Origin of the sequence: Curtobacterium luteum, assembly GCF_014646995.1 — a bacterium.
GTDB classification, from domain to species: domain Bacteria; phylum Actinomycetota; class Actinomycetes; order Actinomycetales; family Microbacteriaceae; genus Curtobacterium; species Curtobacterium luteum.
In genome coordinates this window covers 1-24,205 of the sequence record NZ_BMOI01000010.1, presented here as the reverse complement: position 1 = coordinate 24,205, position 24,205 = coordinate 1, and the positions used below count along the sequence as shown (strand labels likewise).

Sequence of the window (24,205 nt, the reverse complement as noted above, 5' to 3'; positions counted from 1 at the left end):
GAATTCCTGTGAAGCTATGCGGTTCCTCTCAGGCCGCCTAGTCCCCACTTCGGAGGACCGACACCCGTTCGGGGGACGGCGTAGGACAACTTGCACAGCACTGTGCAAGTTATTACGATGGGCCCGTGAACACCCCCGTCCCGCCCATCCGCGCGCCCCGCCGCGACGCCACCGAGAACCGGGCCGCACTGATCGAGGCGGCGAAGGCCGAACTCCAGCGCGACCCGGACGCCGGCCTCGAGACGATCGCCGCGGCCGCCGGACTCTCCCGCCGTGCGGTGTACGGACACTTCCCGTCCCGGGACGACCTCGTGCGCGAGGTCGTCACCGCCGGGGCAGCACGGATCGCCGCGGCCATGCCCTCCACCTCGGACCTCGCCGACCTCCCGCCGGCCGCCCGGGTCGCGGCGATCGCCGTGACGCTCTGGAGCGAGGTCTCGCACGTCCGCTCGATGGCGCGCGTCGCCGTCCGCGGTCCGTTCATCGAGGCGGTCGCCGCCGTCTTCGAACCGCTGCGCGCCCAGGTCCGGGACGCCTGCGCGCTCGGGATCGCCGACGGCAGCATGCGCGACGACGTCGACGCGGCGACCCTCGGTCGCCTCGTCGAGGGCGCCTGCATCGCGGTCCTCGACGAGGCGACCCGGTCCGGCACGAGCGACGAGGACGGCCGCCGGATGGTCGTCCTCTCGGCGCTCGGCATGGCCGGCATCGACTGGCGTACCGCGCTGCTCTCCGAACCCGCCCCCGCGCACACCACCACCCAGGAGCCCGCCGCATGACCACGCTCGAACTCGACCACGTCGGCATCGGCGACGAGCCCGGTGCCGCACTGCCGACCGTGTCGGCCGTGGCCGGCCCCGGACGACCGGGCATCGTCGCCGTCGAGACCGAACAGGCGCCGGTGCTCGCCTCGCTCGTCGCCGGCGGCCGGATGCGTCCCGACCGGGGCCGCGTGCTCGTCGACGGCCACGAGGACCCAGCAGCCGTCCGACGCGCGTTCGCCCTCGTCGACACCCCCGGCGTCGCGGAGCCCTTCCCGGTGATGAGCTGCCGCCGCATCGTGCGCGAAGAACTGGCGTACGCCGGGCAGCGCCCGTCCCGGGAGCACGTCGACACCGTGCTCGACTCGCTCGGGATCACCCGGTTCGCCGACACGCACGTCCAGCGCGTCCCGACGGAGGTCCGCGTGCGCCTGCTCGTCGAGCTCGCCCTGCTGTGCGAGGGCGTCTCCGGACTCGTGATCACCTCGCCGGAGCGGCACGGCGGCGCCGTCGAGGACTGGTTCGCCGTCGTGCGCGACGTCGCCCTCCGCGGCGTCACCGTCCTGCTCGTGACCTCGAAGGCGGCGGCCCAGACCGCCTCCGCCCTCCTCGACACCATCCCCACCCCAACGGAAGACCAGAGCCCCGACGACGCGGCCCGGAACGACGGAGACGACCCGCGCCTCCAGGAAGCGTCCTGACGTGACCACCACCTCGCTCGTCCGCGCGGAGCTCGCGCGGCTCACCGCCACCCCCCTCGCCCGACTCGCGTTCATCGCGCTGATGTGCGTGCCGCTGCTCTACGGCGGCGCCTACCTGTGGGCGAACCGCGACCCGTACGCGAAGCTCGACCAGGTCCCCGCCGCGATCGTCGACCAGGACGCCGGGGCCACGCTCGACGGCGACCGCGTCGACTACGGCAAGGACGTCGCGAAGGAGGCGATCGACGGCGGCGACTTCAAGTGGACCGAGACCTCCGCGGCCGACGCGCGCTCGGGCGTGCGCAACGGCACGTACGACTTCGTCGTCACCATCCCGCACGACTTCTCGGCCGCGCTCGTCTCGGCGCAGTCGGACGACCCTCGCCGGGCGAAGCTCACGATGACGACCGCCGACACGAACTCGTACCTCGCGTCGACCATCGCGGAGCAAGCGGGCAAGACCATGCGGACCGCCGTGGCCGAGCGGGTCGGCAAGCAGGCGGCGAAGTCCCTGCTCGTCGGCCTCGCGGACGTGCGGGACAGCCTCGGCGACGCCGTCGACGGTGCCGGGCAGCTCGCGTCCGGTGCGACGAGCGCGAAGGACGGGGCCGACCGGCTCGCGGACGGCACGGGGCAGCTCTCGTCCGGGGCGTCGGAACTCGCGGCGGGCACGGAGGACCTGCCGTCGCAGACCGCGCAGCTCGACAGCGGCGCACAGCAGGTCGCGACGGGGGCGTCGAAGCTGGCGTCCGGTCTGTCCGACGCCCAGCGGCAGACGGCCGCGCTGCCGTCGCAGACGAAGCAGCTGGACACGGGCGCGAAGCAGCTCCAGAGCGGGCTGCACCAGCTCCGGGACGCGAGCGCGGCGCTGCCCTCGGGGACATCGACGCTGTCCGAGGGCGCCACGGCCGTCGCGGACGGCAACGCGAAGCTGGCCGACGACGCTGCGCCCTTCCTCGCCAGCGTACAGCAGTTGGCGGCGCAGTCCCCCGCGCTGGCATCCCAGCTCGAGCCGGTGGTCGAGGCGTCGACCGTGCTCGACGCCGACCAGAAGGCGCAGCTGGTGGCCGCGCTGGAACAGCTGCGGACGAGTTCCACCACGCTCGGCACGGGCGCGTCCGCGGTGTCGACCGGCATCGAGGACCTGAAGACCGGGAGCGCGAAGGTCGCCGCCGGCGCATCCGACCTCGCGGCGAAGGCCCCGGCCCTGACCTCGGGCATCCAGCAGGCCTCCGACGGGTCGGACCGGCTCGCAGCGGGCACCTCCACCCTCGCCGCGAAGGCTCCCGAGCTCTCGTCGGGCATCGCCTCGGCGGCCGACGGCGCGTCGACCCTGTCGAACGGTGCGTCGCAGGTCGCAGCGGGGACGTCGAAGCTCGCGGCAGCGGCCCCGACCCTGTCGAGCGGCGCCTCCCGGCTCGCCACCGGTGCGGCATCGGCCGACGACGGCGCGAAGTCGCTCGCGTCCGGCCTGACGAAGCTCGAGAGCGGGTCCACGAAGCTCGCGGACGAGCTCGACGAGGGTCGCACGAAGATCCCGTCGTCCACCGCGTCGTCGCGGGAAGCCCAGGCGTCCGTGATCTCCGACCCGGTCAAGGTCGGCGACGACAACGTGGCGTCGGCGGGCAACTACGGCGCGGGCCTCGCACCGTTCTTCATCTCGCTCGCGGCCTGGATCGGCATGTACGCGCTGTTCCTCATCCTGAAGCCGATCTCGAAGCGGGCGATCACCGCCGTACGGAAGCCGCTCCGCGTGGTGCTCGGCGGCTGGCTCACCCCCGCACTCCTCGGGGTCGTGCAGATGGTGGCGCTGTTCCTCATCGTCCGGTTCGCGCTCGACCTGAACGTGGTCCAGGCCGGTCCGACGATCGGCATCATGGTGCTCGCCTCGGCGACGTTCGCGGCGATCATCATGGCGCTCAACGTGCTGCTCGGGTCGGTCGGGCAGTTCCTCGGCCTCGTGCTCATGCTCGTCCAGCTCGTGACCGCCGGCGGGACGTTCCCGTGGCAGACGCTGCCGGGGCCGTTGGCGGCGCTGCACTTCGCGTTGCCGATGACCTACTCGGTCGACGCGATCCGGCAGACGATGTACGGCGGCTCGGCGGCCACTGCCTGGTCGGACACGGGCATCCTGCTCTGCTGGCTGCTCGGCGCGCTGCTCGTGTCGTACGTCGTGACGGCCCGGCAGACCCGGAGCCGCACGCTGCGCGACCTGCGGCCGAGCCTGATCGGCTAGCAGCGCCGCGGGGTCCGGCCGCCGCACGCTCGGCCGCCGCACAACCAAAGTCACCTCGAACCGCGCATCCGTCCGGTTCGAGGTGACTTCGGTTGTGCGCCACCGATCAGCACCCGCCGGACGCCGCCGTCCGGTCGACGGACAGGCCACGAGCCGGGCGGTCGAACTGAAATGTCACGCCGACAGCATCCGGGACACCCCCGCTAGGATCGACACGGACACCAGGAGGTCGATGCCGATCATGGGCGACGGCAAGCGCGCCGGCAGCAAGCCGGCGACCATCTACGACGTCGCCGCGCGGGCGGGCGTCTCCAAGTCGCTCGTCTCCCTCGTGCTCCAGCGCTCCCCCCGGGTCAGCGACCAGCGGCGTGCCGCCGTCCTGCGGGCGATCCAGGAGCTCGACTACCGTCCCTCGACCGCGGCCGTCGCCCTCGCCGGCACGCGGAGCCGCACGATCGGCGTGGTCCTCGACGACTTCCGGAACCAGTGGTTCGTCGACCTGCTCACCGGCCTCCGCGAGTCCCTGCAGGACCAGGGCCACCGGCTCGTCGTCGCCGACCGGTTCCTCAACACCGGGCTCGACGCGTCCCCCGTGGAGGGCTTCCTGTCGATGCGGGTCGAGGGGATCGTGATCGCGGGCGAGCCGGACACGGACCTCGCGGTCCCCGCGTCGATGCCGCTCGTCGTCGCCGGCGGACGCGTCACGATCCCCCGAGCGGACACCGTCGCGAACGACGACCGCACCGGCGGCGCGATCGCCGCTGCGCACCTCCTCGACCTCGGCCACCGTCGCATCGGCTTCGTGGGCGCGCGGTCAGCCGCCTCCGACGAACGGCGGACCGGCCTGGAGGCACGGATCGCCGCCGCAGGGCCCGGTGCGTCCGTCGTCAGTGCGGTCCTCTCCGGCGAGCCGACCGAGGAGGCCGGCGTGCGGGCCGTCGGCGTGCTCCTCGACGAGCACCCCGACGTCACGGCGGTGTTCGCCGCGAACGACGTGATGGCGATCGGCGCCCTGTCCGGTCTCGCGGAGCGCGGCCTGCGCGTGCCGGAGGACGTGTCGGTCATCGGCTACGACGACACCCCGGTCGCGGCGAGCCGCTACGTCGGACTGACGAGCATCGACGACCGCAGTGTCGAGATCGGGCGGGGCGCCGGGGAGCGGCTGCTGGCGCGCATCGCCGACCCGGGTGCCCCGGCGCGGGAGATCCTGGTCGAGCCGCGGCTGGTGGCGCGGCGCACGACCGCACGGCGCTGACACGGACCCCAGAGGTAGCCTGACCTGGTTCGCGACGGATCAGGAGAGCGGGCGATGGACACCGGAGACACGGCCTCGACGCGTGCTGCGCTCGTGGCGGCCCTCGACGTGGTCGGGGCGGCACCGTCCGAGCGCTTCGAGCGGATCGTCCGCGTCGCGCGCGAGGTCTTCGACGTGCCGCTGTCCTACGTCAACGTCCTCGACGACGACCTCCTGCACACGCTCACCCCGAACATCCCGGACGAGATCGTGTCCGGGCCGATCGGCTGGTCGTTCTGCCAGCTCACCGTCCGGCAGGTCGAACCGACGGTCATCACCGACACCACCGCCGACCCGCGGACCGCCGGTCTCCCCGGGGTGACGAACCGCGGCATCCGGTTCTACGCGGGCGTCCCACTGACCATGCCCGGCGGGGTCCCGGTCGGCACGCTCTGCCTGATGGACACCCGACCGCGCGAGTTCTCGCTCGCGGACGAGGCCGCACTGATCGACTTCGGGCGCTGGGCGGAGCGGGCCCTCGGCCAGGGCCTGCACCACGACCGTCTGCTCGACGTCGTCGGTGCGCTCACGCCGGCGTCCGTCGCGGTCCGTGGCTTCCGGGTCTCCGCCGTGTCCGTCCCGTACGGCGACACGAGCGGCGACCTGCACGACTGGTCGAGCGACGGTGACCACCTCACGGTCACGCTCGCCGACGTCATGGGCAAGGAGCAGCCCGCGGCGATCCTCGCGGCCGGCATCCGGGCGGCCCTGCGCCAGCACCGGGACGCGGCCCCCGCGGATGCCGTCCGGGCCGCGGAGCCGGCGCTCGCGGAGGACCTCGTGGCGACGAGTGCGTTCGCCACGCTCTTCCACGCCCGGGTGGCGTTCGACAGCGGTGCCGTGGAGGCGGTGGACGCCGGGCACGGGCTCGTGGTGCACCTGGCGGCCGACGGACGGCACCGGGTCGTCCGGTCGCACGACCTCCCGCTCGGCCTCCACCCCGGCGGTGCGCCTCGGGCGGTGACCCGGCTGACGCTGGACCCCGGCGACGCGCTGCTCGTGGCCAGCGACGGAGCGCTCGACCTCGGCGACGGCACGATCGACACCCTCACCGAACTCGCCCGCACGTTCGAGCGCACCCGGGACCACCACGCGTTCCTGGACGCCGTCCGGCTCCGAGCCGCCGAGCGGGCGGAGGACGACGTGACCGTGGTGCTGCTGACCCGCGACGCCTGACGCTCCGGTCAGTCGGCGGCGTGCTGGACGATCCAGCTGTGCATCACGATGGCCGCGGCCGCCGACGCGTTGATGCTCCGCGTGGACCCGTACTGCGTGATCTCGAGGTGGGCGTCAGCTCCGGCCACCGCCTCGTCGGTCAGCCCCGGCCCCTCCTGCCCGAACAGGAACACGCAGCGCTCCGGGATCGCTGCCGTCTCGATGCGCTCGGCGCCGTCGGTGTTGTCGATCGCGACGACCGGCCGCCGTTCGGCGCGCATGGCCTCGAGGAACGCGGCGACGTCCGGGTGGTACCGCACGTGCTGGTAGCGGTCGGTCACCATGGCGCCGCGCTTGTTCCAGCGTCGCCGGCCGATGATGTGCACGGTGCCGGCGAGGAACGCGTTGGCACTCCGGACGATGGACCCGATGTTGAGGTCGTGCTGCCAGTTCTCGATCGCGACGTCGAAGGCGTGGCGGCGCGTGTCGAGTTCGGCGACGATCGCCTCCATCGACCAGTACCGGAAGCGGTCGACGACGTTGCGGGAGTCGCCCTCGGCGAGGAGCTCCGGGTCGAGTCGCGGGTCGTCCGGCCACGGCTCGGGGTGGGGTCCGACGCCGTTGGTCGTGCGCTCGTGGGAGGGCTGTGGCGACGGCGCGGCACCGGGGTCGGACGGGAGGCGCTCGGTCACGCGCTCCAGACTAGGACGCGGACGCCCGTCGCCCGGCCACCCGCGCCTCGATCCCGGCGAGCAGCACGTCGATGCCGAGGGCGAATCGCTCCTCGTACGAGTGCTCGCCGAGGATCTCCCCGACGAGGGCGTGCCGCTCCGGGCGTCCGGCCTCGGAGGAGCCCCGGCCCACGAGGACGCCGACGTGTCCGACCACGAAGTCGTAGACCACGAAGAACGCGTACATCGCCTCGCGGTCCGGCAGCCCGGCCGACCGCAGCGCGCCCACGACGGTGCGGACGACCCCGTCGGACTCGCGTGACGCCAGGGGTGCGTGCTGGCTGTGCGACTCGAGCACGAGCGGGTGGGTGGTCATGAGGTCGCGGAAGGTGACCGCGAAGACCCGGACGACCTCGCGCCAGTCCGACGGCCACACGAACGTCGAGGCGAACTCGTCCACCGTGCGGCGCACCAGCTCGGCGTGCAGGTCCTCGAGGCCGCCGATCGTGCGGTGCACCGTCATCGGCGCGACGCCGAGCGCGGCACCGAGGGCGCGGAAGGAGAGCCGGTCGAGTCCCTCCTCGTTGGCGATCCGGGTCGCGGCGTCGATGACCTGCTCGCGGGAGAGCACGTTCGGTCGGCCCCGGCGTCGTCGCGGTGCCACCTCGGCCTCGCCCGCCGCGGCAGCGGGTCGGGGTGCGGTGGTGGGGACGGCGGGGTCGACGAGCACGGTGGGACTCCTTGTTCTGGTACGTGTACCGAAAAGCCTAGGGCAAAGCCGAACGACATTCGGTGAACCGACCATCCCGCACACCGCGGCCGGTGCACAAGAGCCGCTCCGGGCCTCCCGGCCTGCTCCCTGACGGCACGGGCCCGACCCGCGCCGGGTCGGACCCGCCCGCTAGGGTGAGGCCATGGCGACCCGCGACGAAGTCGAGTGCTGGCTGACCGACATGGACGGCGTGCTGGTGCACGAGAACCAGGCCCTCCCCGGGGCCCCCGAGCTCATCCAGCAGTGGCTCGACGAGGGCACGGAGTTCCTCGTCCTGACGAACAACTCGATCTTCACCCCGCGCGATCTCAGCGCCCGGCTCCGCGGTTCGGGCCTCCACGTGCCCGAGGAGCGCATCTGGACGAGCGCGCTCGCGACGGCGGACTTCTGCCGCTCGCAGATGCCCGGCGGCTCCGCCTTCGTGATCGGCGAGGCCGGCATGACCACGGCCCTGCACGAGGCCGGGTTCATCATGACCGAGACCGCCCCCGACTACGTGGTGGTCGGAGAGACCCGGAACTACTCGTTCGAGGCGATCACGAAGGCCGTGCGGCTCATCCGTGACGGCGCCCGCTTCATCGTCACCAACCCGGACGCGACGGGACCGAGCGCCGAGGGCGTGCTGCCGGCGACCGGGGCGATCGCGGCGATGATCGAGAAGGCCACCGGCAAGCAGCCGTACGTCGTCGGCAAGCCGAACCCGATGATGTTCCGCTCCGCGATGAACCGCATCGGGGCGCACTCCGAGAACACCGGCATGATCGGCGACCGGATGGACACCGACGTGCAGGCGGGCATCGAGGCGGGCTTGCACACCGTGCTCGTCATGACCGGCATCAGCGACCAGGCCGAGATCGAGCGCTACCCGTTCCGCCCGAGCGAGGTCATCTCCGGAGTGCACGAGCTCGTCCGGACCGAGCCGTTCGAGGTCGAGCTGTAGCAGCGCGCGCCCGCCACGTGCGGGCGGGAACGCGGCGTGCGCGCCCGTTGCGGACGGGCGCAGGCCCGAGCGCGGCGCGTGCGGCCGCAGGCCCGAGCGCTGCGCGTGTGGCGCGGTGTCAGACCGCCTGGAGGCGCGGCTCGTCCCCGCGCACCGCGTCGGCCGCCATGGGCGGGACCGTCCGCCACCGGCGCCGCAGGCGGCGCGGCCGGTCGTCCCGCCACGCGACCACCCCGCCGGCGACGATGCCGAACGCGAGGACCGCGAACGAGAACAGCCCGATGATCCCGGCCGGGACAAGCAGGCTCGTGTCGCCCGGCCGCACCGTCGCCGAGAAGCCGATCGACCCGAAGTCCCAGAACGCGTGCAGCAGCATCGCCGGGACCAGCGAGCCGGTGAGCCGCCGCGTCACGTACAGCGTCGACCCGAACGAGGCCGCGAAGACGACCTGCACGGCGGTCGTCCCGAGACCGGCACCGGCGAGGACGTTGAGCAGGTGCAGCAGGCCGAAGAGGACGCACGACACCGCCCACACGGCGAACTCGGGCACGCGTCGCCGGAGGCCGACGAGCAGGACACCGCGGGTCATCAGCTCCTCGAACACGCCGACGAACAGCACCCCGACCGTGAGCAGGAGGAAGTAGCGGACGGGCAGCGCGCTCCAGTCGATGAGCGGCAGCCGGACGAGGCAGACGAGCAGGATCCCCAGCGGGGCGATCATCGTCCACCGGAGCGGGGTGCGGGTCGGGTCGACGGTCGCGATGCGCCACCAGCCGAGGCCGCTGACCACGACGGCGAGCGCCACGACCGCGATCCCCTCGGGGACGACCAGGGAACGGACGACGCTGTCGACGGTCTGGCCGAGGGTCGGGTAGTCGTCGCTCGGCCGTGCCCGCCAGGCGCTGACCGCGGCGAAGAGCACGAGCGGGGCGAGGCCGACCAGCAGCGACGGAGGGACCGGCCAGCGCCGCCCGCGGACCGGGGCTGCTGACGTCACGTCTGCGTTTGTACCATTGGCACATGCGGCTTCCCTCCCTCAGCACCATGGCCGAGGACTACGTGAAGCTCATCTGGAAGGCGAGCGAACGCGGCGGCGGCGGACTCGCGACGCGGGACATCGCCGCGGCGCTCCGGGTCTCGGCGTCGACGGTGTCGGGCAACCTCCGGAAGCTCGACCGTGACGGGCTCATCGAGCACACCCCGTACTACGGTGTCGTCCTCACGCCGCTCGGCCAGCAGGTCGCCGTGGCGATGGTCCGGCGGCACCGGCTCATCGAGACGTTCCTCGTGCAGCGGCTCGGGTACGGCTGGGACGAGGTGCACACCGAGGCCGAGGCACTCGAGCACGCGGTCTCGGAGACGTTCCTCGACCGGGTGGACGTCGACCTCGGGCACCCCACGCACGACCCGCACGGCGATCCGATCCCGCGCGCGGACGGCTCCGTGCCGGACTCGCCGGGTGCGCTCCTCGGCACCGTGGCCCCGGGGGCGTGCGGCACGGTCGACCGGGTGTCGGACGACGACCCCTCGCTCCTGCGGTACTTCGACGAGCTCGGAGTCGCCCTCGGGACGCACCTGCGCGTCGAGCAGGTCCGGGACTACGCGGGCGTGATCGCGGTGTCTCGGCGGTCGTCCGACGGCTCGGAGTCGCTCGTGGACCTGCCGGCCGCGGCCGCGACCGCGATCTGGCTCGCCCCCGACGGCGACTGCCGCGCGGCCGCCGCGGCCGCGCGGCAGCCGCGCGGCCCCGGCGAGGCCCCGGGACTCGGGGTGAGCGACAGATCTCGCGCGGAACCGCGCGAGATCTGTCGCTCAACGCAAGACTCGGCCCCGCGCCCCGCGCTCAGCCGCGCTCGACCGCGGGCTGCCGCCGGAACGGTGCCGCGAGCGTCGGCGCGATGTCCCGCCGGTTGATCCAGAACACGACCACCGCGGCGACGAGGTGCACGATGCTGAGCACCCACCGTCCGCTCGTGTCCGTCACCACGAACTGGACCGCGAACAGGGCCACGAGCGCGATCGCCGACCACCGGTGGAACCGCAGCGCGATGATGATCGCCACGCCGAGCACCGTCTGGGACGCGGTGAGCATGAACTCCTCGACCTGCCGACCGTCGAGCGGCAGCCCGCCCGTGGTCCCGCCGCCGAGGACGTGTGCGATCGGCAGCGACCCGACCAGCAGCGACCACTGGTTCACCTTCGAGGCGATGAGCGTCCCGATGGCCGCGCCGCCCATGCCGCGCAGGGCGAAGAGCGCGGCGACGATGAACTCGGGCGCCTCGGTCGCGAGGGGCGCGAGCCACTGCACGAGGAAGTAGCTGTCGATGCCGAGTGCGCTGCCGGAGGACACGAGCGCCTCGGCGAAGGGCTCGGCGGACGACAGGATCACGGCGGCGGCGACGACGAACAGCGCGACGATCGTCCAGCGCCGGGCACGGGTCGGCATCGAGGCGATGTTCCCCGCCATGCCGACCATCTCCTCTTCGTCGTCGTCACCGTCGGCGACCTTCGACGCGCGCCACAGGTAGGCGACGAACGCGGCGAGCAGCACGAACCCGAACCACAGCGGGATCGAGCCGAGGAGCGGGATGAGGAACGCGACGACGGCGAGGAGCGCCAGGAACCCGATGTCGAGCCGCGAGGACTGCTCGAGCTGCAGCACCTTCGTCGCCGAGGCGGGCAGCGACCCGGCACGGACGTACCGGCGGGCGACGAGCAGCGAGATCACCACGACGAGCGGCCAGCCGAACCCGAGCAGGAGCCGGTTCGACCCGGTCATGTTCGCGGCGGCGAACTGCTCGAACGCGGGGTCGGAGCCGGAGCGGAACGCGTAGAAGAGGTCGACGGCGTACTCGGGCAGCACCGCGATGAGCGCGAGTATCGCGATGGCCAGGGCACCCGCGATGTCCTTCTGCGCAGCCTCGGCGGCCCACGCGAGCAGGAACGACGCAGCGACGACCGCACCGCCGAAGACGAGGAGGTCGACGACGGGGTTCGGCGCGAAGCCGGTCAGACGGAAGACGACGGCGGGGACGGCGAGCACGACGCAGATCGCGACGCGGCCCCAGGCGCTGCGGCCCATGCGGGAGGCGCCTGCGGTCGGTGTCGACGCGGTGCGCGGTGTCGGGTTCGACAGGGTGTCGGTCATGGTGGGTCTCCTGGTCGGAGCCACGGCGGAGCATCACGGGAGGACCTCGGCCACGGCGGAACGGCCGAAGGTCTCGCTCGCCCGGGCCGGACGGCCGCGGGTGGTGCACCGGACCGATCGTCGTGATGGTCAGTGTGTCGATGCACGCGCTGGGAGCTACTCCCCTTCGACACCCACCCTGGCCGGTGTCGACGCCGACACGCAAGCCGATCCGGGGTGTTCGAGACGCCGAATCCGTGGGTTCCGTCACCCGCCCAGCGCTGGCGCGGAACGGCCTGGAGGCACGGGACGGGCCCGCCACGCGCCTCCAGGCCGTCACGGGGTCACCGCAGCGGCCCTCGTCAGCCGGAGGCGCGCTTGCTGCGTCCCAGCGCCATCTCGCGTCGCGCGCGCTCCAGCGCCAGCGAGGAGGCGGCGTCCGGGTCGTGCAGCAGCCGCTCCGTCTCGGCCACGTGCGCACGGACCGCGTCGCCGCGTCGTGCTGTCGCCCCCGCGAGGACGGGTGCGACGACGTCCTCGCCGAGCGACACGAGCGCGCGGCTCAGCGCGAGGCGCCGGTCGCGGTCGCCCTCGCCGAGTTCCAGGGCGAGGCGGCGGGCCAGGGCCGGACGCTCCGCGTCGGGGGCGAGGACCACCGCCGCACGCCAGGCGGTCCGCCGGACGCCGGGGTCGGTGTCCCCGATCCGCTCCGCGACCTCGTCGAACACCGAGCCGTCGCGGATCTTCGAGAGCGTGTGCAGCGCCTGCGAACGCGCCTGCGCCTCGGGGCGGTCGAGCTCCGCGACGAGCCGGGGCACGACGAGCTCCGCCGGGAGCCGGACGAGCGACCAGGTCAGAGCCTCGCGCACCTGCAGGTCGGGGTCGGTCGCGCACTGCTCGAGGAGGACGTCGAGGTCGGCCGGGTCCGCGGTCGTCCCGGCCGCCATGACCGCCCGGAGCCGGACGGAGGAGCGGGGGTCGGCGAGGTGGTCGGTGAGCGTGGGCATCCCCTCATGCAACACTGCGAAGCCTCTGGTCGGGCGACAGGTCGCCGGGCATAGCGTGGGAGGGTCGCGACGGTCCGCCGCGGCAACGACCACGAGAGGACCCGCAATGCCCCGCATCGGTACCAGTGACCTGACCGTGTTCCCCCTCGCCCTCGGCGGCAACGTCTTCGGCTGGACCGCTGACGAGGAGACCTCACACCGTGTCCTCGACGCCTACGCGGGCGCCGGCGGCGACTTCGTCGACTCCGCCGACGTGTACTCGGCCTGGGCGCCGGGCAACAGCGGCGGCGAGTCCGAGCGGGTCATCGGATCGTGGCTCCGGGCGTCGGGCAAGCGCGACGACGTCGTCATCGCGACAAAGGTCTCGCAGCACCCGGAGTACAAGGGCTTGTCGGCGTCGACCGTCGCGGCGGCAGCGCGTGCCAGCCTGGAGCGGCTCGGGACGGACCGCATCGACCTCTACTACGCGCACTTCGACGACGAGTCGACGCCGCTGGAGGAGACCGTCCGCGCGTTCGACCAGCTCGTCCGCGAGGGGCTCGTCCGGTACACCGCGATCTCGAACTACTCCCGAGCTCGCGCGGAGGAGTGGATCCGGATCGCGGACGAGAACGGACTCGCGAAGCCGGTCGCGATCCAGCCGCACTACAACCTCGTGACGCGGGAGCCGTACGAGTCGGAGATCGCGCCGCTCGCCGCCGCCGAGCACCTCGGGGTCGTGCCGTACTTCGCGCTCGCGGCCGGCTTCCTGACGGGCAAGTACCGCACGAAGGAGGACTTCGCCGGCGCGGACCGCGAGGGGCAGGTGTCGGGATACTTCACCGACGAGGGGCTCGCGGTCGTCGACGCCCTCGACACCATCGCCGACGCCCACGGCGTGGCGATCGCGACCGTGTCCCTCGCCTGGCTGCAGGCACAGCCGGACGTGGTCGCGCCGATCGCGAGTGCACGGAACACCGAGCAGCTGCCTGCCCTGCTGGCATCGGCGGAACTCGAGCTCACGCCGGAGGAGCTGCAGACCCTGACGGACGCGTCCGCGAAGGTCCCCGCCGCGCGCTGACCCGGCCGCGGGCTCTGGTGCGGGCGCGGGTGCGGGCGCGGGCGCGCTGCGCCGACGCGGAACGACACCGCCGCGGTCGCACGACGACGACCACGTCGCCCGACAGCGGCGTCCCCGACAGCGGCACCGCCCCCGCGGCCTAGGACGTCGGCGCGAGCGACCCTGTGAGCGTCTGCCCCGACGACCGCGTCACGAAGCACGCGATGAACGTGTCCCCGCGGTCCCACGTCGACGAATCGGGCGCGTACGACCCCTGCACCTGCACGTCGCCGTACGACGCCGCAGCCGCCGTGTCGAGTGCCGCCGAGGTCTGGCACTGCTCGCTCGCCTGCGCCGCGAGCGCGTCCGCCCCCGGCCACGCATCCGCCTGCACCGGGAGCCGCGCGGTCAGCTGCGCCACGTGCGGCGCCGAGCAGTCGACGACGGTGTAGGTCTGGGCCCACGCGTCCGTGTACGGCGCCGCCAGGCACTCCCCGCCCGCGAGCTCGGTCCACGAGTGCTCCCCGGGCGTCGCCTGCGTGGTCGCGAACACGATGCCCGCCGGCTGCGTCTGGGCGGGCTGCGCCTCGGCGGAGGGTGTGGTCGACGGCGAGCTCGACGACTCGGCGGACTGCGCCGCAGCGCTCGGCGACGAGGTCGGCGTGAGGTGGTCCGCGACGGTGTTGCCCATGATCCACCGGGCGAAGAGGAACACCAGCACGAGCAGCACGACGATGAGCACGACCGAGCCGCCGATGAGGATCTGCTTCCCGCGCTTGCCCTCGCCCTGGAGCCGGGCGAACTGCTGGTTGATGACGCCCTGCTTCGCCGGCGAGGACGACGGCGCGGTCGTGGCACCGGTCCCACGGCCGGAGGAGCCGGCGGCGGCTCCGGACGCCGCACCGACGGCGGGCAGCATCGCCGTGCCGGTGTCGTGCGGGTCGTAGCCGGTCGCGCCGAGCTGGTCGACGGCGGCGGTGCCGAAGAGGTCCTTGATCGCGCTCGTGTCGCTCGTCTCGCGGTCGGTCCACTCCGACTGGTCGATGTCCTCCGGGCGCAACGGGCGGGCAGCGGGCGCGGCGACGGGCTCGGTGACGGGACGGTCGTCGTCGGATCCGAGCAGGCCGTCGAAGTCCTGCCCGACGGAGGGCGGCAGGTGTGCGGGGTAGGTCTCGGGGGTGGGCTCGACGAGCGGCGGAGCGGCCGTCGGCGGGGCCACGTCGTCGGGTTCGGCCCACCAGGGCGACGCAGTGGCCGAGCGGGGCGGCTCGAAGGCGACGGTGGGGGTGTCCTCGGCCTCGTCCGACAGCGACCAGCTCGTGGCCGGCGTCGTCGCGGAGGGCTCGGCCGGTGCCGCCTCGACCGGTGTCGCGGGGCGCGACGGCTCGACAGGGAGGCCCGTGGCCGCGTCCGGCACGGACAGTCGCGTGGTCGGCGCGTCGGGGTCGTCCCCGTCCGACGGCGCTCCGGCAGCCGGCGCACCCGCAGGAGCCGCACCCGAAGCCGGCTCGCCCGGGGCCAGCGCAGCCGCTCCCGCCCCGGCCGCAGCGATGCCGCCCGCACCCGGCGCGGACGCAGGCTGCTCCCCCGCCAGCGCGACGGTCTCGAAGGCCGTCGTCGCGAAGGCGTCCGAGGTGAGCGCCGTCGGCACCTCACCGGTCGCGTCGTCCCGCACCGCCCAGTCGAACGGGCGGTCCGGGCCCGGAGCGTCGACGTCGCGGTCGGAGGACTCCAGCCCGAGCAGCTCGGTGAAGCTCGGCGGCTCGTCCGAGGAGGGCAGCGCGTCCTCGACCCCGAGCGGCTGGCGGGCCATCGGCTCGCCCACGGTCACCGCGCCGGTGCCCGTCCCGGTGGCGCGGCCGAGCCAGTCGACGTCCTCGCGTCCGGTCCCGGTCGGGTCCACCCGTCGACGCTCGTCGTCGAGTGCCCGCGCCTCGGCCGCACGGGCGTCGCGGTTCGACCGGGCCGTCGGGAGCTGGATCGAGCTCGGGTGTGCGTGCTGCGACGGCGCCGAGAGCTGCTCGGGCATCGAGATCGCCTGGGTGGCGGCGTCGTCGGCTCCGGCACCCGCACCGCCGTCGCGGTCGGCACGGGACGGCGTCGCGTCGTCCGGCTCCGGCGCCGAGGTCGGCTCGGGCGCCGAGGTCGGCTCCTCCTCCGGAGCGGCGAACGGCTCCGGCAGCGGTGCACCCGTCTCCTGGGCGGCCTTGATCGCCTCTCGACGCTCCCGTCGGGACGGCCAGTCGTCGGCCGAGCGGGGAGCGCCGAAGATGTCCGCGGCACTGCGGAGACCGTGGAACGGAGCGTCCGCGTCCGACGCGCGCCGCGCCTCCAGGCCGTCGGTCCCGTCTCCGGAACCGGCGGTGTCCCCGGGGCGCTGCGCGTCGTCCGGACGCTCCCCGGTCACGCGGACAACCCCAGGTCGGCCAGTCCGATCGCGGCGAAGTAGGGGTACCCGGCGGCCTCGATCTTCTCCTTCGCCCCGGTGTCGCGGTCCACCACGACGGCCCCGGCGGCGATGATCGCGCCCTCGCGCTCGAGCGCCTCGGCGGCCTTGAGCGGCGAGCCGCCGGTCGTGGAGGTGTCCTCGAGCACGATGACGCGCTTGCCCGCGACGTCGGGGCCCTCGACCTGGCGGCCGCGCCCGTGGTCCTTCGGCTCCTTGCGCACCACGAAGGCGTCGTACGCGAGTCCGCGGGCGGCCGCCTGGTGCAGCACCGCGCTCGCGATCGGGTCGGCACCCATGGTCAGCCCACCCACGGCGGCGACGTCCGGCACCTCGGCGATGAGGTCGGTCATCACCTGTCCGATGAGCGGCGCGACCCGGTGGTCGAGGCTCACCTTGCGCAGGTCGATGTAGTACGACGCCTGCTTCCCGCTCGTCAGGGTGAAGTCGCCGTGGAACACGGCATCGGCCTTGATGTGGTCGATCAACTGGGCACGCACGTCCGTCACAGCGCACCAGAGTAGCCGGTCGGGGTGGTACGCCGCTGCTGATCGCCCGCTGCACGCCGGGAGGCCTGCGCCGAGCCCGCCTCGGTACGCTCCGGAGCATGTCCCGCTCCGCACCGTCGCCCGCAGTCGAGGCCGGGCGCGCGGCCCCCGCGGGCAGGTGGGTCGCGGTCGGCCGGGAGGCACTGGGCGCGCTGGTCGCGCTGGCCCTGTCCGTCATCGCGTTGCGGCACGTCATCGCGACGCCGCGCGTCGCGCTCCTCTGGTACGACGGCGACTCGGTGCTCCTGCCGCTGGTCCGACGGTCGCTCGACGCCGGGCAGCCGTTCGAGTGGGCGATGTCCCCCGCGCTGTTCTTCTTCCCCGAGCTGCCCGTCTACCTCCTGTGCTCGGTCGTGACCGCGACGCCGCAGCAGGCGCTCACGCTGAACGGCCTGCTGGTGCTGCTCGCCGTGTACGCGCTCCTCCGTGCGGCGGCGAACGAGCTCATGCCCGCCGCCGGGCGCCCGGCACGGATCGCGGTCGCCGGGCTCGCGCTCGCCTTCGTGACGGCGCTCGTGCTCACGGAGTCGACGGCGACGGCTACGTCGCTCGAGCTCGCCTCCTTGCTGCTCACGACCACCTACTACTACGGCGCGGTGCTCGCCATGCTCGGCACGGCCGTGCTCGTGCTCCGCGCGGTGCGGACCGGCCGGGCGTCCGTGCCCGTCCTCGTCACGCTCGGGCTCGTCGCCGCGCTGACGACGGCGTCGAACCCCCTGTACGTCCCGTGGTCGGCCGGGCCGGTGATCGTGACGCTGGTGCTGCTCGCGCTCGCGCGCCGGGTGCCGTGGCGGCCGTCACTGCTGCTCGGGTCGGTCCTCGTGGTCGGCTCCGTGGCCGGGTACCTCGTCCGGGTCCCGCTGCGCCCGTTCGTCTCCCTCGACCCCGCGACGTACGTGCACCCGTCCCGTGCGGTCGACACCCTGGCGTTCTTCGCGCAGCTCACCGACGACCGTGCGGCCTCCGCGGCAGGCGACGCCGGGCTGCTGCTGCTCTTCGTCGGCGTGCTGCTCGCCGTCGGCGGCACCGTGTGGGCGTGGCGGGTCCGGACCGCACGGACGGTCCTCGTCGCCACGGTGCTGCCGCTGGTGACGGTCGTGGCGGTGTCCGTCGGGGTCGTCGTCGCCGGATCGGAGACCCCGCGCTACCTCGAGCCGATCGTCACCGCGCCGCTGCTCGCGATCGTCGCGGTCGCCGAGCTCACCCGCACCGCGGTCCGCGCCACACGGGTGCACCGACCGTCGCGGGCGGTGCGGACCGTCCTCGCGATCGGCGCGGCGGCGGTGCTCGTCGCCGGGGTCGCGGCCGTCCCGGGCACGGTCCGGACGGTCACGGACGCGCGCTACACCGCTGCCCGCTGCCTCGACCGGTGGGCGGCCGGACGGGACGTCACGGGCGTCGGTCAGTTCTGGACGGTGCGGCCGCTCGCGACGTACGCCGCCCCGAACGTCGAACTCTTGCAGGTCCGGGACACGTTCGACACCTACCCCTGGCTCGTCGACCTCGGCGCGTACCGCGGGGCACGGCCGACGTTCGTCGTCATCGGGTCCGGGGACGTGTGGACCCGGGCTGTGGAGGACTCGCTCGGGAGCCCCGCGTCGATCACCCACTGCACGGGCTTCGACGTCTACGACTACGCGGGGACCACCGGGGCGGCCGTGCTCCGCGACCGCGTGGTGCAGAGCGCCGAGCAGACGCTCCGGGACCGCGGCTTCTGAGAGTCGTCCACAGCGGCGCGCCGACAGCCGGTCCTGCCTGTACGGATGTATAGGCTCGCCACCGTGACCCGCGCCACCCGCCACCGTCCCGCCCGCCGGCTCCCGGTCCTCCCGCTCCGTCTCGCCGTGACCGGCCTGGCGCTCGCCGGACTCGTGGGCACCGTCGTGCTGGACGCCCCGGCAGCGCAGGCGAAGACGTACCCCTCGTGGGACGACGTCCTCGCCGCCCGCGGCAAGGAGTCCGACAAGCAGGGCCAGATCACCCGGATCCGCGGCATCATCGACGGGCTGTCCGCCGACCTCGAGGCGGCGCAGGACGAGGCGGAGCGGCTCGGCGACGAGTTCTACGACGCCCAGACCGCAGCCCAGCAGGCAGCCGAACGCGAGCAGCGCCTCCGCGCCGATGCCGATGAGCACGCCGAGGTGGCCGAGCAGAGCGCCGCACAGGCGGGCCAGCTCGCCGCGCAGATGGCTCGCTCCGGCGGTGCGGACGTCACCGCCTCCGTCGTGGGGAGCACCGAGGACGCCTCCGACCTCCTCTACAACCTCGGCGCCCTGAGCAAGCTGTCGGAGCAGGCCGAACGGGTCGAGGCCGCGGCGACCGCCGACGCCGCGGTGGCCCGGTCGCTGACCGCGCAGGCCGACCGCGCCGCGGAGAAGCTCGACGAGCTCGCGCAGGCGGCGCAGGACCGCATGGACGAGGCGCAGGCGGCGTCCGACCGGGTGCAGACGGCCTACGACGAACAGCAGTCGAACAAGGCGAGGCTCGACGCGCAGCTCGCGACCCTGACCTCGGGGCGCGTCCGCTCCGAGAAGGAGTTCGCGAAGGGCGAGGCCGTCCGCAAGGCCGCGGAGGAGAAGGCAGCGCGTGAAGCAGCCGAGCGCGCCGCGGCCGCCGAACGCGCGCGGGCAGCCGCGGCGAACAGCGGCGGCGGGTCGAGCGGGAGTTCGTCGGGTGGGTCGAGCGGGTCGAGCGGGTCGAGCGGCGGTTCGTCCGGTGGCTCCGCCGGGTCCGGCTCCGGCACCGGCTGGGTGCGGCCCGCGAGCGGTTGGATCACGAGCCCGTACGGGTACCGGGTGCACCCGATCCACGGCGGCGTGATCTTCCACGAGGGCGTCGACCTCGGGAGTGCGTGCTCGAGTGCGATCGTCGCGGCGGCTGCCTGCACGGTCGACTACGTCGGGTGGTACGGCGGCTACGGCAACTACGTCCGCATCTCCCACGCGGGCGGCTACCAGACCGCCTACGGCCACATCGTGAACGGCGGGTTCCGGGTGTCGCCCGGCCAGCAGGTCTCGGCCGGACAGCTCATCGCGCTCGTGGGGTCGACCGGCAACTCGACGGGCTGCCACTCGCACATCGAGGTGCACACGGGCGGGACCACCACCGACCCGGTGCCGTTCTTCGCGGCCCGCGGCGTCGCGTTCTAGCCGAGCGCCGCGCGCGGGCGGCGGGCGGCCGCGCGCCCGCGCAGCGCCCCGCCGCCGCGCGCTCGCGCCCGCGCCCGCGCTCGCGCTCGCACAACGGAAAGCACCCCGAACCGCGTGATCGCGTGGTTCGGGGTGCTTTCGGTTGTGCGCCAGCACACCGCACCGGCACCCGCACCGGCACCGGCAGGCGCCACCGCCCGCACCGGCACCGCCGCCAGCGTCAGTGCACGCGGTCCGGCTTCCCCGACCCCGCTCCCCCGCGCGCGATCTCGAGCAGCACGGGCAGCCGCTCCCCGAGCACCGCGTCGAGGTCCGCGACGACGGCCTCGACACGCTCGGTGAGCTCCCGCGGTCCCGCACCCCGGCGGGGCCGGACACGGATGCGGACGGCCCGACGCCCCCGGACCCGGTAGACGTCGACCGCGAGCGAGGGCACCTGGGGCAGGTCGCCGATCGCCGAGGACAGCGCGTGCTGGACCGCCGCGGCCTCGATCCGCACGGAGCCGGCGACACCGTCCGCGCCGCCGTCGTCCTCGACGACCGTGCCGGTCCGCCCGCCGCCGAGCGTGCTGAGCACCACGAGGGCGAGGACGCCGAGCACGACGGCCCCGCCGAGGAGCGCCGTCCACGCCGCGATCGAGGCCTGCCGTGCCGCTCCGGGGGCGAGGTCGGCGAGCCCCGCCCGGGCGACGTCCTGCCACACCGCCCCGACGGCCGGGATGGTCGGCACGAGCGCGGTCACGACCCCGACGCCCAGCAGGGCGAGCCCGACGAGCACCAGGGCGATGCGTCCGAGGACACGGTTCGTCGCGTTCACCCGTCCACCCTCCCGGTCGGCTGGACCCGGACGTGCGCGGTGACGGTCGGCTGTGCGGCGACGGCGTCGAGCTCGCGCTGCACGGCGTCGGTGGCGTCGAGCACGGGGACGTCCACGCCGGCGGCCGGGCGGAGGACCACGTCCACGGTCCGGCGCCCGACGGTGCCGACGGCCGCGTCGGGTTCGAGCCGGGTCGCCGAGCGGGCGGCGCGGGCCACGGCGGAGGCGAGCACCTCGTCGTCCACGATGACCGCGAGCCGCTCGGACGGCATCGTGTGCCGGGGCAGGCGCTTCGGCAGGAGACCCCGGAGCAGCAGGGTCAGCCCGAGGACCGCGACGACGGCGCCGACGGTGACGACGACGGTCGTGTCGAGCCCGCCGGGCGCCCGCGCAGCCGCGTCGACGACCGCGCGTGGGTCGACGCCGAGCACCCCCTGGCCGAGCAGGACGGCCGACGCGGCGATCACCACGACGGCGGCGAGGAGCACGACGAGCAGCATCGCGACGACGACGGTCCCCGAGCGGGACGCCGTCGTCTCGCGACGGAGCACGCGGCGGTGGACCCGGTCGTCCGGGGCGGCGCGCGGCACGTCGACGTCGCGTGGAGCGGCGGCGCTCACCGGACCCTCCGGGGGACGTCGACGACCGACGAGGCGTAGGTGACGTCGACCCGGTCGACCTGGCGTCCCGTGATGGCGTGGACCCGGTCCGCGATGGTGCCCCGGGCGCGGTGCGTGGTGACGAGCACGGGCTCGGTCGGCACCGCGCCGGAGCCGAGCACGGGGACGCGCAGCGGGGCGGTGACCTCGACCGACAGCGAACCGCGCCCGTCGCCGGTGACCCGGGCGCGAACGTCCCGGAGGGGCGCGCGGAGCGCCTCGGCGGCGACGGCCTGGGCCGTGTGCACGAGCGCGGCCGAACCGATGCGGTCCCAACCGGGGACGACGCCGCCGCTGCCGGGAGCGCCGGCGACGACGGCGTGACTCACGACGAGCTCCGGCGTCCGCGGAGGACGTCGGCGAGGCGGCGGACGTCGAGGTCGCCGCTCACGATCCGACCCACCAGTGCCCCGACGAGCATGGCGGCCGCCACCACCACGAACGCCCAGAAGCCGAGCGTGACGGCGACGATCGCGAGCACGGCGCCGACCCCGGCGCCGACCACGGTGGCGTTCATCGCACGCGGCCCTCGGCGTCCTCGGTCGCGGCGGGCAGTCCGGGGATCTCGACGTCGTTGATCGCCACGTTGACCTCGGTGACCTCGAGCCCGACCAGGTCGGTGACGGCGGTGGTCACGGCAGCACGGACGGCCGAGGCGACCTCCATCATCGGGACGGGGTACTCGACGACGATGGTGACGTCGACCGCGGCCTGCGTCTCACCCACCTCGACGCGGACGCCCTGCCCGAGGGCGCTGGAACCGATGGCGTCGCGGATCGCGCCGAACGCCCGGGCCGCGTTGCCGCCGAGGGCGTGCACGCCGGGCACGTCGCGGGCGGCGATGCCGGCGACCTTCGCGACGACCGCGTCGTCGATGATCGTCCTACCCTTGGTGGTGACCTGCGTCGTCGGCGAGCCAGTGGTGGGCCCGTCGACGCGGTCCGTGGTGGGTGCCATGGTGGTCCCCGATCTGATCCGGTGGTGCACCCCAGCGAACACCATCCGGCCGGGGAGGGACCGGTAGGTTCGGACCATGCGCGTGGCGACCTGGAACGTGAACTCCGTCCGCACCCGAGTGGGGCGGATCGTCGACTGGCTCGTGCGTGAGGACGTCGACGTCCTCGGCATGCAGGAGATCAAGTGCAAACCGGAGCAGTTCCCGACCGAGGCGTTCGAGGCGGCCGGCTACCAGGTGGAGGCGCACGGCCTGAACCAGTGGAACGGCGTCGCCTTCGCCAGCCGGCTGCCGATGGAGGACGTCACGCGCGACTTCCCCGGGCAGCCCGGCTTCCTCAAGGGCCACGAGGGCCCGGACCTCCCCGTCGAGGCCCGCGCGATCGGCGTCACGGTCGACGGTGTCCGCCTCTGGAGCCTCTACGTGCCGAACGGTCGCGAGCTCGGCGACCCGCACTACACGTACAAGCTCGACTGGCTCGCGCAGCTCGCCGACCGCACCGCGGAGTGGCTGTCCGACGACCCGGAACTGCCGCTGGCGCTCATGGGCGACTGGAACGTCGCGCCGCTCGACCAGGACGTCTGGGACGTGCGGGTGTTCGAGGGCGCCACGCACGTGAGCGAACCCGAGCGCGCCGCGTTCCGTGCGTTCGAGGAGCGCGGGCTGCAGGACGTCGTCCGGCCGATCGTGCCGGACGGCTACACGTACTGGGACTACAAGCAGCTCCGCTTCCCCCGCAACGAGGGCATGCGCATCGACTTCGTGCTCGGTTCCCAGGCCTTCGCCGACGTGGTGACCGACGCCGCGATCCACCGCAACGAGCGCAAGGGCGACGCGCCGAGCGACCACGTGCCGGTGTCGGTCGACCTCGACCTGGACACCTCGCTCGACGACGACCGGCCGATGATCTTCTGACGCCCGAGCGGCACCGCTCGGAGCACAGCTGCACCGCTCGGAGCACAGCGGCACCGCACCGTGTGCGGCTCTGTTACGCCCGGCGTCCGCCGCCGTTGTCGACGGCCCGGGGCGGACGTAGGTTTCCTGCACCGGCGACGCACCGTCGCCGCTCCCGAGAGCAGGTGAAGCCATGTCCCGCACGACCGTCCTCCCGATCCAGCGCGTCATGGCCGACGCCAACCCCGCCGCGTGGCGTGACGGCATCGTCGTCGAGGCGCACGAGGCTCACCTCGTCGTCGCGTTCCTCGACGGCGCGCTGACCCGGCTCCGGGTGGCGGACGCCGACGCCCTCGCGTCCGTCGGGGCCCCGGTCGCCCACCATCCGGTGGCTGAGCTCCTCAGCTCCGGCGGGGTCCGCACGACCGCTCGGGACGCCTGACCGCCTCGGCTGAGCACGGCCCGCCGAACGCGGGGTCACGTCGTCAGGCGGGCATCGCGTCCATCATCGCCCGGCACTTGGCGACCATCTCGTCGCACGCCATCGCGCAGTAGCGGCACGACTCGTCCATGTCCGCGTGCTGCCGGCACTCCGCTGCGCACGCCGTGCCCATCGCCACGCAGGCGGCGAGCATCGTGCGCATGGCCTCGGCGTCCATGCCCATCGGACGCATCATCATGCGCATGCCGGTGTCCGCGAGCATCGCCGTGTTCGAGCACATCGCCGCGCAGGTGGCCATCTCGCCGCCCGTGCGCATGTCGGAGGCGGAGCACATGGTCGCGGCCATCGACGCGGCGTTCATCGCCATCATCGTGTCCTGCATCATCTCCATGTCCATCGCCATCGGCATCGCGTCCGCCGACATGGTCTTCATCATCGCCATCGTGTCCATCGTGGTCTCCCGTTCCTCGTGGTCGTGACCGCCACGGTACGCGCGCCGTCCGCGGCGCAGGCTACGAGCGCGTGAAGAGTCCGCAGCACCCGCTCGCTCTCGGCGCGTCCGCGCCCACCACCCGACGGGAGGCACGGTGCG

26 protein-coding genes are annotated in these 24,205 nt (G+C 73.8%); 13 read left to right on the top strand and 13 right to left on the bottom strand.

The window, feature by feature from the left end; translation table 11 throughout:
* Nucleotides 1–125: 125 nt before the first annotated feature.
* From IEY20_RS11690 to IEY20_RS11670, 5 genes are all read left to right on the top strand, one after another.
* Nucleotides 126–779, top strand: coding sequence for a TetR/AcrR family transcriptional regulator (locus tag IEY20_RS11690; protein ID WP_175328771.1), 654 nt, complete (start codon nucleotides 126–128; stop codon nucleotides 777–779).
* Complete coding sequence (locus IEY20_RS11685) at nucleotides 776–1,462, top strand: P-loop NTPase family protein (protein ID WP_175328772.1); 687 nt, start codon at nucleotides 776–778, stop codon at nucleotides 1,460–1,462. Before IEY20_RS11690 ends, IEY20_RS11685 begins: the two co-directional genes overlap by 4 nt.
* A 1-nt stretch (nucleotide 1,463) precedes the next feature.
* On the top strand, nucleotides 1,464–3,698 hold the full coding sequence (locus tag IEY20_RS11680) for a YhgE/Pip domain-containing protein (RefSeq protein ID WP_175328773.1): 2,235 nt from the start codon (nucleotides 1,464–1,466) through the stop codon (nucleotides 3,696–3,698).
* Nucleotides 3,699–3,930: 232 nt separating this feature from the next.
* A complete protein-coding gene (locus IEY20_RS11675; RefSeq protein WP_229728021.1) occupies nucleotides 3,931–4,953 on the top strand; it encodes a LacI family DNA-binding transcriptional regulator in 1,023 nt (340 codons plus the stop codon).
* Between the two features lie 54 nt (nucleotides 4,954–5,007).
* Nucleotides 5,008–6,168, top strand: a complete 1,161-nt coding sequence (locus IEY20_RS11670) for a PP2C family protein-serine/threonine phosphatase (RefSeq protein ID WP_175328774.1) — start codon at nucleotides 5,008–5,010, stop codon at nucleotides 6,166–6,168.
* An 8-nt stretch (nucleotides 6,169–6,176) separates the two neighbouring features.
* Here IEY20_RS11670 and IEY20_RS11665 read toward each other — a convergent pair whose 3' ends face one another.
* Together IEY20_RS11665 and IEY20_RS11660 are read right to left on the bottom strand one after the other, a co-directional pair.
* Nucleotides 6,177–6,839, bottom strand: a complete 663-nt coding sequence (locus IEY20_RS11665) for a TrmH family RNA methyltransferase (RefSeq protein WP_188889153.1) — start codon at nucleotides 6,837–6,839, stop codon at nucleotides 6,177–6,179.
* A 10-nt stretch (nucleotides 6,840–6,849) separates the two neighbouring features.
* Nucleotides 6,850–7,548: a TetR/AcrR family transcriptional regulator gene (locus tag IEY20_RS11660; protein WP_175328775.1), complete on the bottom strand. Its 699-nt coding sequence runs from the start codon at nucleotides 7,546–7,548 to the stop codon at nucleotides 6,850–6,852.
* Nucleotides 7,549–7,732: 184 nt separating this feature from the next.
* Here IEY20_RS11660 and IEY20_RS11655 point away from each other — a divergent pair, with 184 nt between their 5' ends.
* Complete coding sequence (locus IEY20_RS11655; RefSeq protein ID WP_022904341.1) at nucleotides 7,733–8,530, top strand: HAD-IIA family hydrolase; 798 nt, start codon at nucleotides 7,733–7,735, stop codon at nucleotides 8,528–8,530.
* 118 nt (nucleotides 8,531–8,648) lie between these two features.
* On the opposite strand, the gene IEY20_RS11650 is transcribed toward IEY20_RS11655, so the two are convergent.
* On the bottom strand, nucleotides 8,649–9,527 hold the full coding sequence (locus IEY20_RS11650; RefSeq protein WP_175328776.1) for a CPBP family intramembrane glutamic endopeptidase: 879 nt from the start codon (nucleotides 9,525–9,527) through the stop codon (nucleotides 8,649–8,651).
* Nucleotides 9,528–9,550: 23 nt separating this feature from the next.
* Here IEY20_RS11650 and IEY20_RS11645 point away from each other — a divergent pair, with 23 nt between their 5' ends.
* Nucleotides 9,551–10,444, top strand: coding sequence for a metal-dependent transcriptional regulator (locus IEY20_RS11645; protein ID WP_229728020.1), 894 nt, complete (start codon nucleotides 9,551–9,553; stop codon nucleotides 10,442–10,444).
* Here IEY20_RS11645 and IEY20_RS11640 read toward each other — a convergent pair.
* Both IEY20_RS11640 and IEY20_RS11635 read right to left on the bottom strand, forming a co-directional pair.
* The gene (locus IEY20_RS11640) at nucleotides 10,374–11,678 is read right to left on the bottom strand and encodes a calcium:cation antiporter family protein (RefSeq protein WP_022904344.1); all 1,305 of its coding nucleotides are present in this window, start codon (nucleotides 11,676–11,678) and stop codon (nucleotides 10,374–10,376) included. The two genes, IEY20_RS11645 and IEY20_RS11640, sit on opposite strands and share 71 nt — an antisense overlap.
* Nucleotides 11,679–12,019: 341 nt before the next feature.
* Nucleotides 12,020–12,664, bottom strand: a complete 645-nt coding sequence (locus tag IEY20_RS11635) for a HEAT repeat domain-containing protein (protein WP_175328777.1) — start codon at nucleotides 12,662–12,664, stop codon at nucleotides 12,020–12,022.
* 106 nt (nucleotides 12,665–12,770) lie between these two features.
* Between IEY20_RS11635 and IEY20_RS11630 the strand changes: the two genes are divergently transcribed.
* Nucleotides 12,771–13,724, top strand: a complete 954-nt coding sequence (locus tag IEY20_RS11630) for an aldo/keto reductase (RefSeq protein ID WP_175328778.1) — start codon at nucleotides 12,771–12,773, stop codon at nucleotides 13,722–13,724.
* Between the two features lie 139 nt (nucleotides 13,725–13,863).
* Here IEY20_RS11630 and IEY20_RS11625 read toward each other — a convergent pair whose 3' ends face one another.
* Complete coding sequence (locus tag IEY20_RS11625) at nucleotides 13,864–16,110, bottom strand: septum formation family protein (RefSeq protein ID WP_175328779.1); 2,247 nt, start codon at nucleotides 16,108–16,110, stop codon at nucleotides 13,864–13,866.
* Nucleotides 16,107–16,658: an orotate phosphoribosyltransferase gene (gene pyrE / locus IEY20_RS11620; RefSeq protein WP_175328780.1), complete on the bottom strand. Its 552-nt coding sequence runs from the start codon at nucleotides 16,656–16,658 to the stop codon at nucleotides 16,107–16,109. Before pyrE ends, IEY20_RS11625 begins: the two co-directional genes overlap by 4 nt.
* Nucleotides 16,659–16,756: 98 nt before the next feature.
* Here pyrE and IEY20_RS11615 point away from each other — a divergent pair, with 98 nt between their 5' ends.
* Both IEY20_RS11615 and IEY20_RS11610 read left to right on the top strand, forming a co-directional pair.
* Entirely contained in the window at nucleotides 16,757–18,415 is a 1,659-nt protein-coding gene (locus tag IEY20_RS11615; RefSeq protein WP_022904350.1) for a hypothetical protein, read from the top strand.
* A gap of 63 nt (nucleotides 18,416–18,478) precedes the next feature.
* Complete coding sequence (locus tag IEY20_RS11610) at nucleotides 18,479–19,846, top strand: M23 family metallopeptidase (RefSeq protein ID WP_175328781.1); 1,368 nt, start codon at nucleotides 18,479–18,481, stop codon at nucleotides 19,844–19,846.
* 220 nt (nucleotides 19,847–20,066) lie between these two features.
* Here IEY20_RS11610 and IEY20_RS11605 read toward each other — a convergent pair whose 3' ends face one another.
* Genes IEY20_RS11605 through IEY20_RS11585 form a run of 5 tightly spaced genes read right to left on the bottom strand, consistent with a single transcriptional unit; the run spans nucleotide 20,067 to nucleotide 22,279 of the window.
* Nucleotides 20,067–20,663: a hypothetical protein gene (locus IEY20_RS11605; RefSeq protein WP_175328782.1), complete on the bottom strand. Its 597-nt coding sequence runs from the start codon at nucleotides 20,661–20,663 to the stop codon at nucleotides 20,067–20,069.
* Nucleotides 20,660–21,283: a hypothetical protein gene (locus IEY20_RS11600; RefSeq protein WP_175328783.1), complete on the bottom strand. Its 624-nt coding sequence runs from the start codon at nucleotides 21,281–21,283 to the stop codon at nucleotides 20,660–20,662. Before IEY20_RS11600 ends, IEY20_RS11605 begins: the two co-directional genes overlap by 4 nt.
* Nucleotides 21,280–21,651 carry a hypothetical protein gene (locus IEY20_RS11595; RefSeq protein ID WP_175328784.1) on the bottom strand — a complete coding sequence of 124 codons (372 nt, stop codon included), beginning with the start codon at nucleotides 21,649–21,651 and terminating at the stop codon, nucleotides 21,280–21,282. The genes IEY20_RS11600 and IEY20_RS11595 overlap by 4 nt, the downstream gene beginning before the upstream one ends.
* Nucleotides 21,648–21,839, bottom strand: a complete 192-nt coding sequence (locus tag IEY20_RS11590) for a DUF2273 domain-containing protein (protein ID WP_175328785.1) — start codon at nucleotides 21,837–21,839, stop codon at nucleotides 21,648–21,650. The genes IEY20_RS11595 and IEY20_RS11590 overlap by 4 nt, the downstream gene beginning before the upstream one ends.
* Nucleotides 21,836–22,279 carry an Asp23/Gls24 family envelope stress response protein gene (locus IEY20_RS11585; RefSeq protein ID WP_031273832.1) on the bottom strand — a complete coding sequence of 148 codons (444 nt, stop codon included), beginning with the start codon at nucleotides 22,277–22,279 and terminating at the stop codon, nucleotides 21,836–21,838. The genes IEY20_RS11590 and IEY20_RS11585 overlap by 4 nt, the downstream gene beginning before the upstream one ends.
* A 76-nt stretch (nucleotides 22,280–22,355) precedes the next feature.
* Here IEY20_RS11585 and IEY20_RS11580 point away from each other — a divergent pair, with 76 nt between their 5' ends.
* Both IEY20_RS11580 and IEY20_RS11575 read left to right on the top strand, forming a co-directional pair.
* A complete protein-coding gene (locus IEY20_RS11580; RefSeq protein ID WP_022904357.1) occupies nucleotides 22,356–23,192 on the top strand; it encodes an exodeoxyribonuclease III in 837 nt (278 codons plus the stop codon).
* A gap of 172 nt (nucleotides 23,193–23,364) precedes the next feature.
* A complete protein-coding gene (locus IEY20_RS11575) occupies nucleotides 23,365–23,613 on the top strand; it encodes a nuclease (RefSeq protein ID WP_175328786.1) in 249 nt (82 codons plus the stop codon).
* A 43-nt stretch (nucleotides 23,614–23,656) separates the two neighbouring features.
* Here the strand turns inward: IEY20_RS11575 and IEY20_RS17485 are convergent, their stop codons facing one another.
* Nucleotides 23,657–23,947, bottom strand: coding sequence for a four-helix bundle copper-binding protein (locus tag IEY20_RS17485; protein ID WP_504739297.1), 291 nt, complete (start codon nucleotides 23,945–23,947; stop codon nucleotides 23,657–23,659).
* On the opposite strand from IEY20_RS17485, the gene IEY20_RS17115 reads away from it, so the two are divergent.
* Complete coding sequence (locus tag IEY20_RS17115; protein ID WP_229728018.1) at nucleotides 23,829–24,092, top strand: hypothetical protein; 264 nt, start codon at nucleotides 23,829–23,831, stop codon at nucleotides 24,090–24,092. The genes IEY20_RS17485 and IEY20_RS17115 overlap by 119 nt on opposite strands.
* The last annotated feature ends 113 nt before the right edge of the window (nucleotides 24,093–24,205 follow it).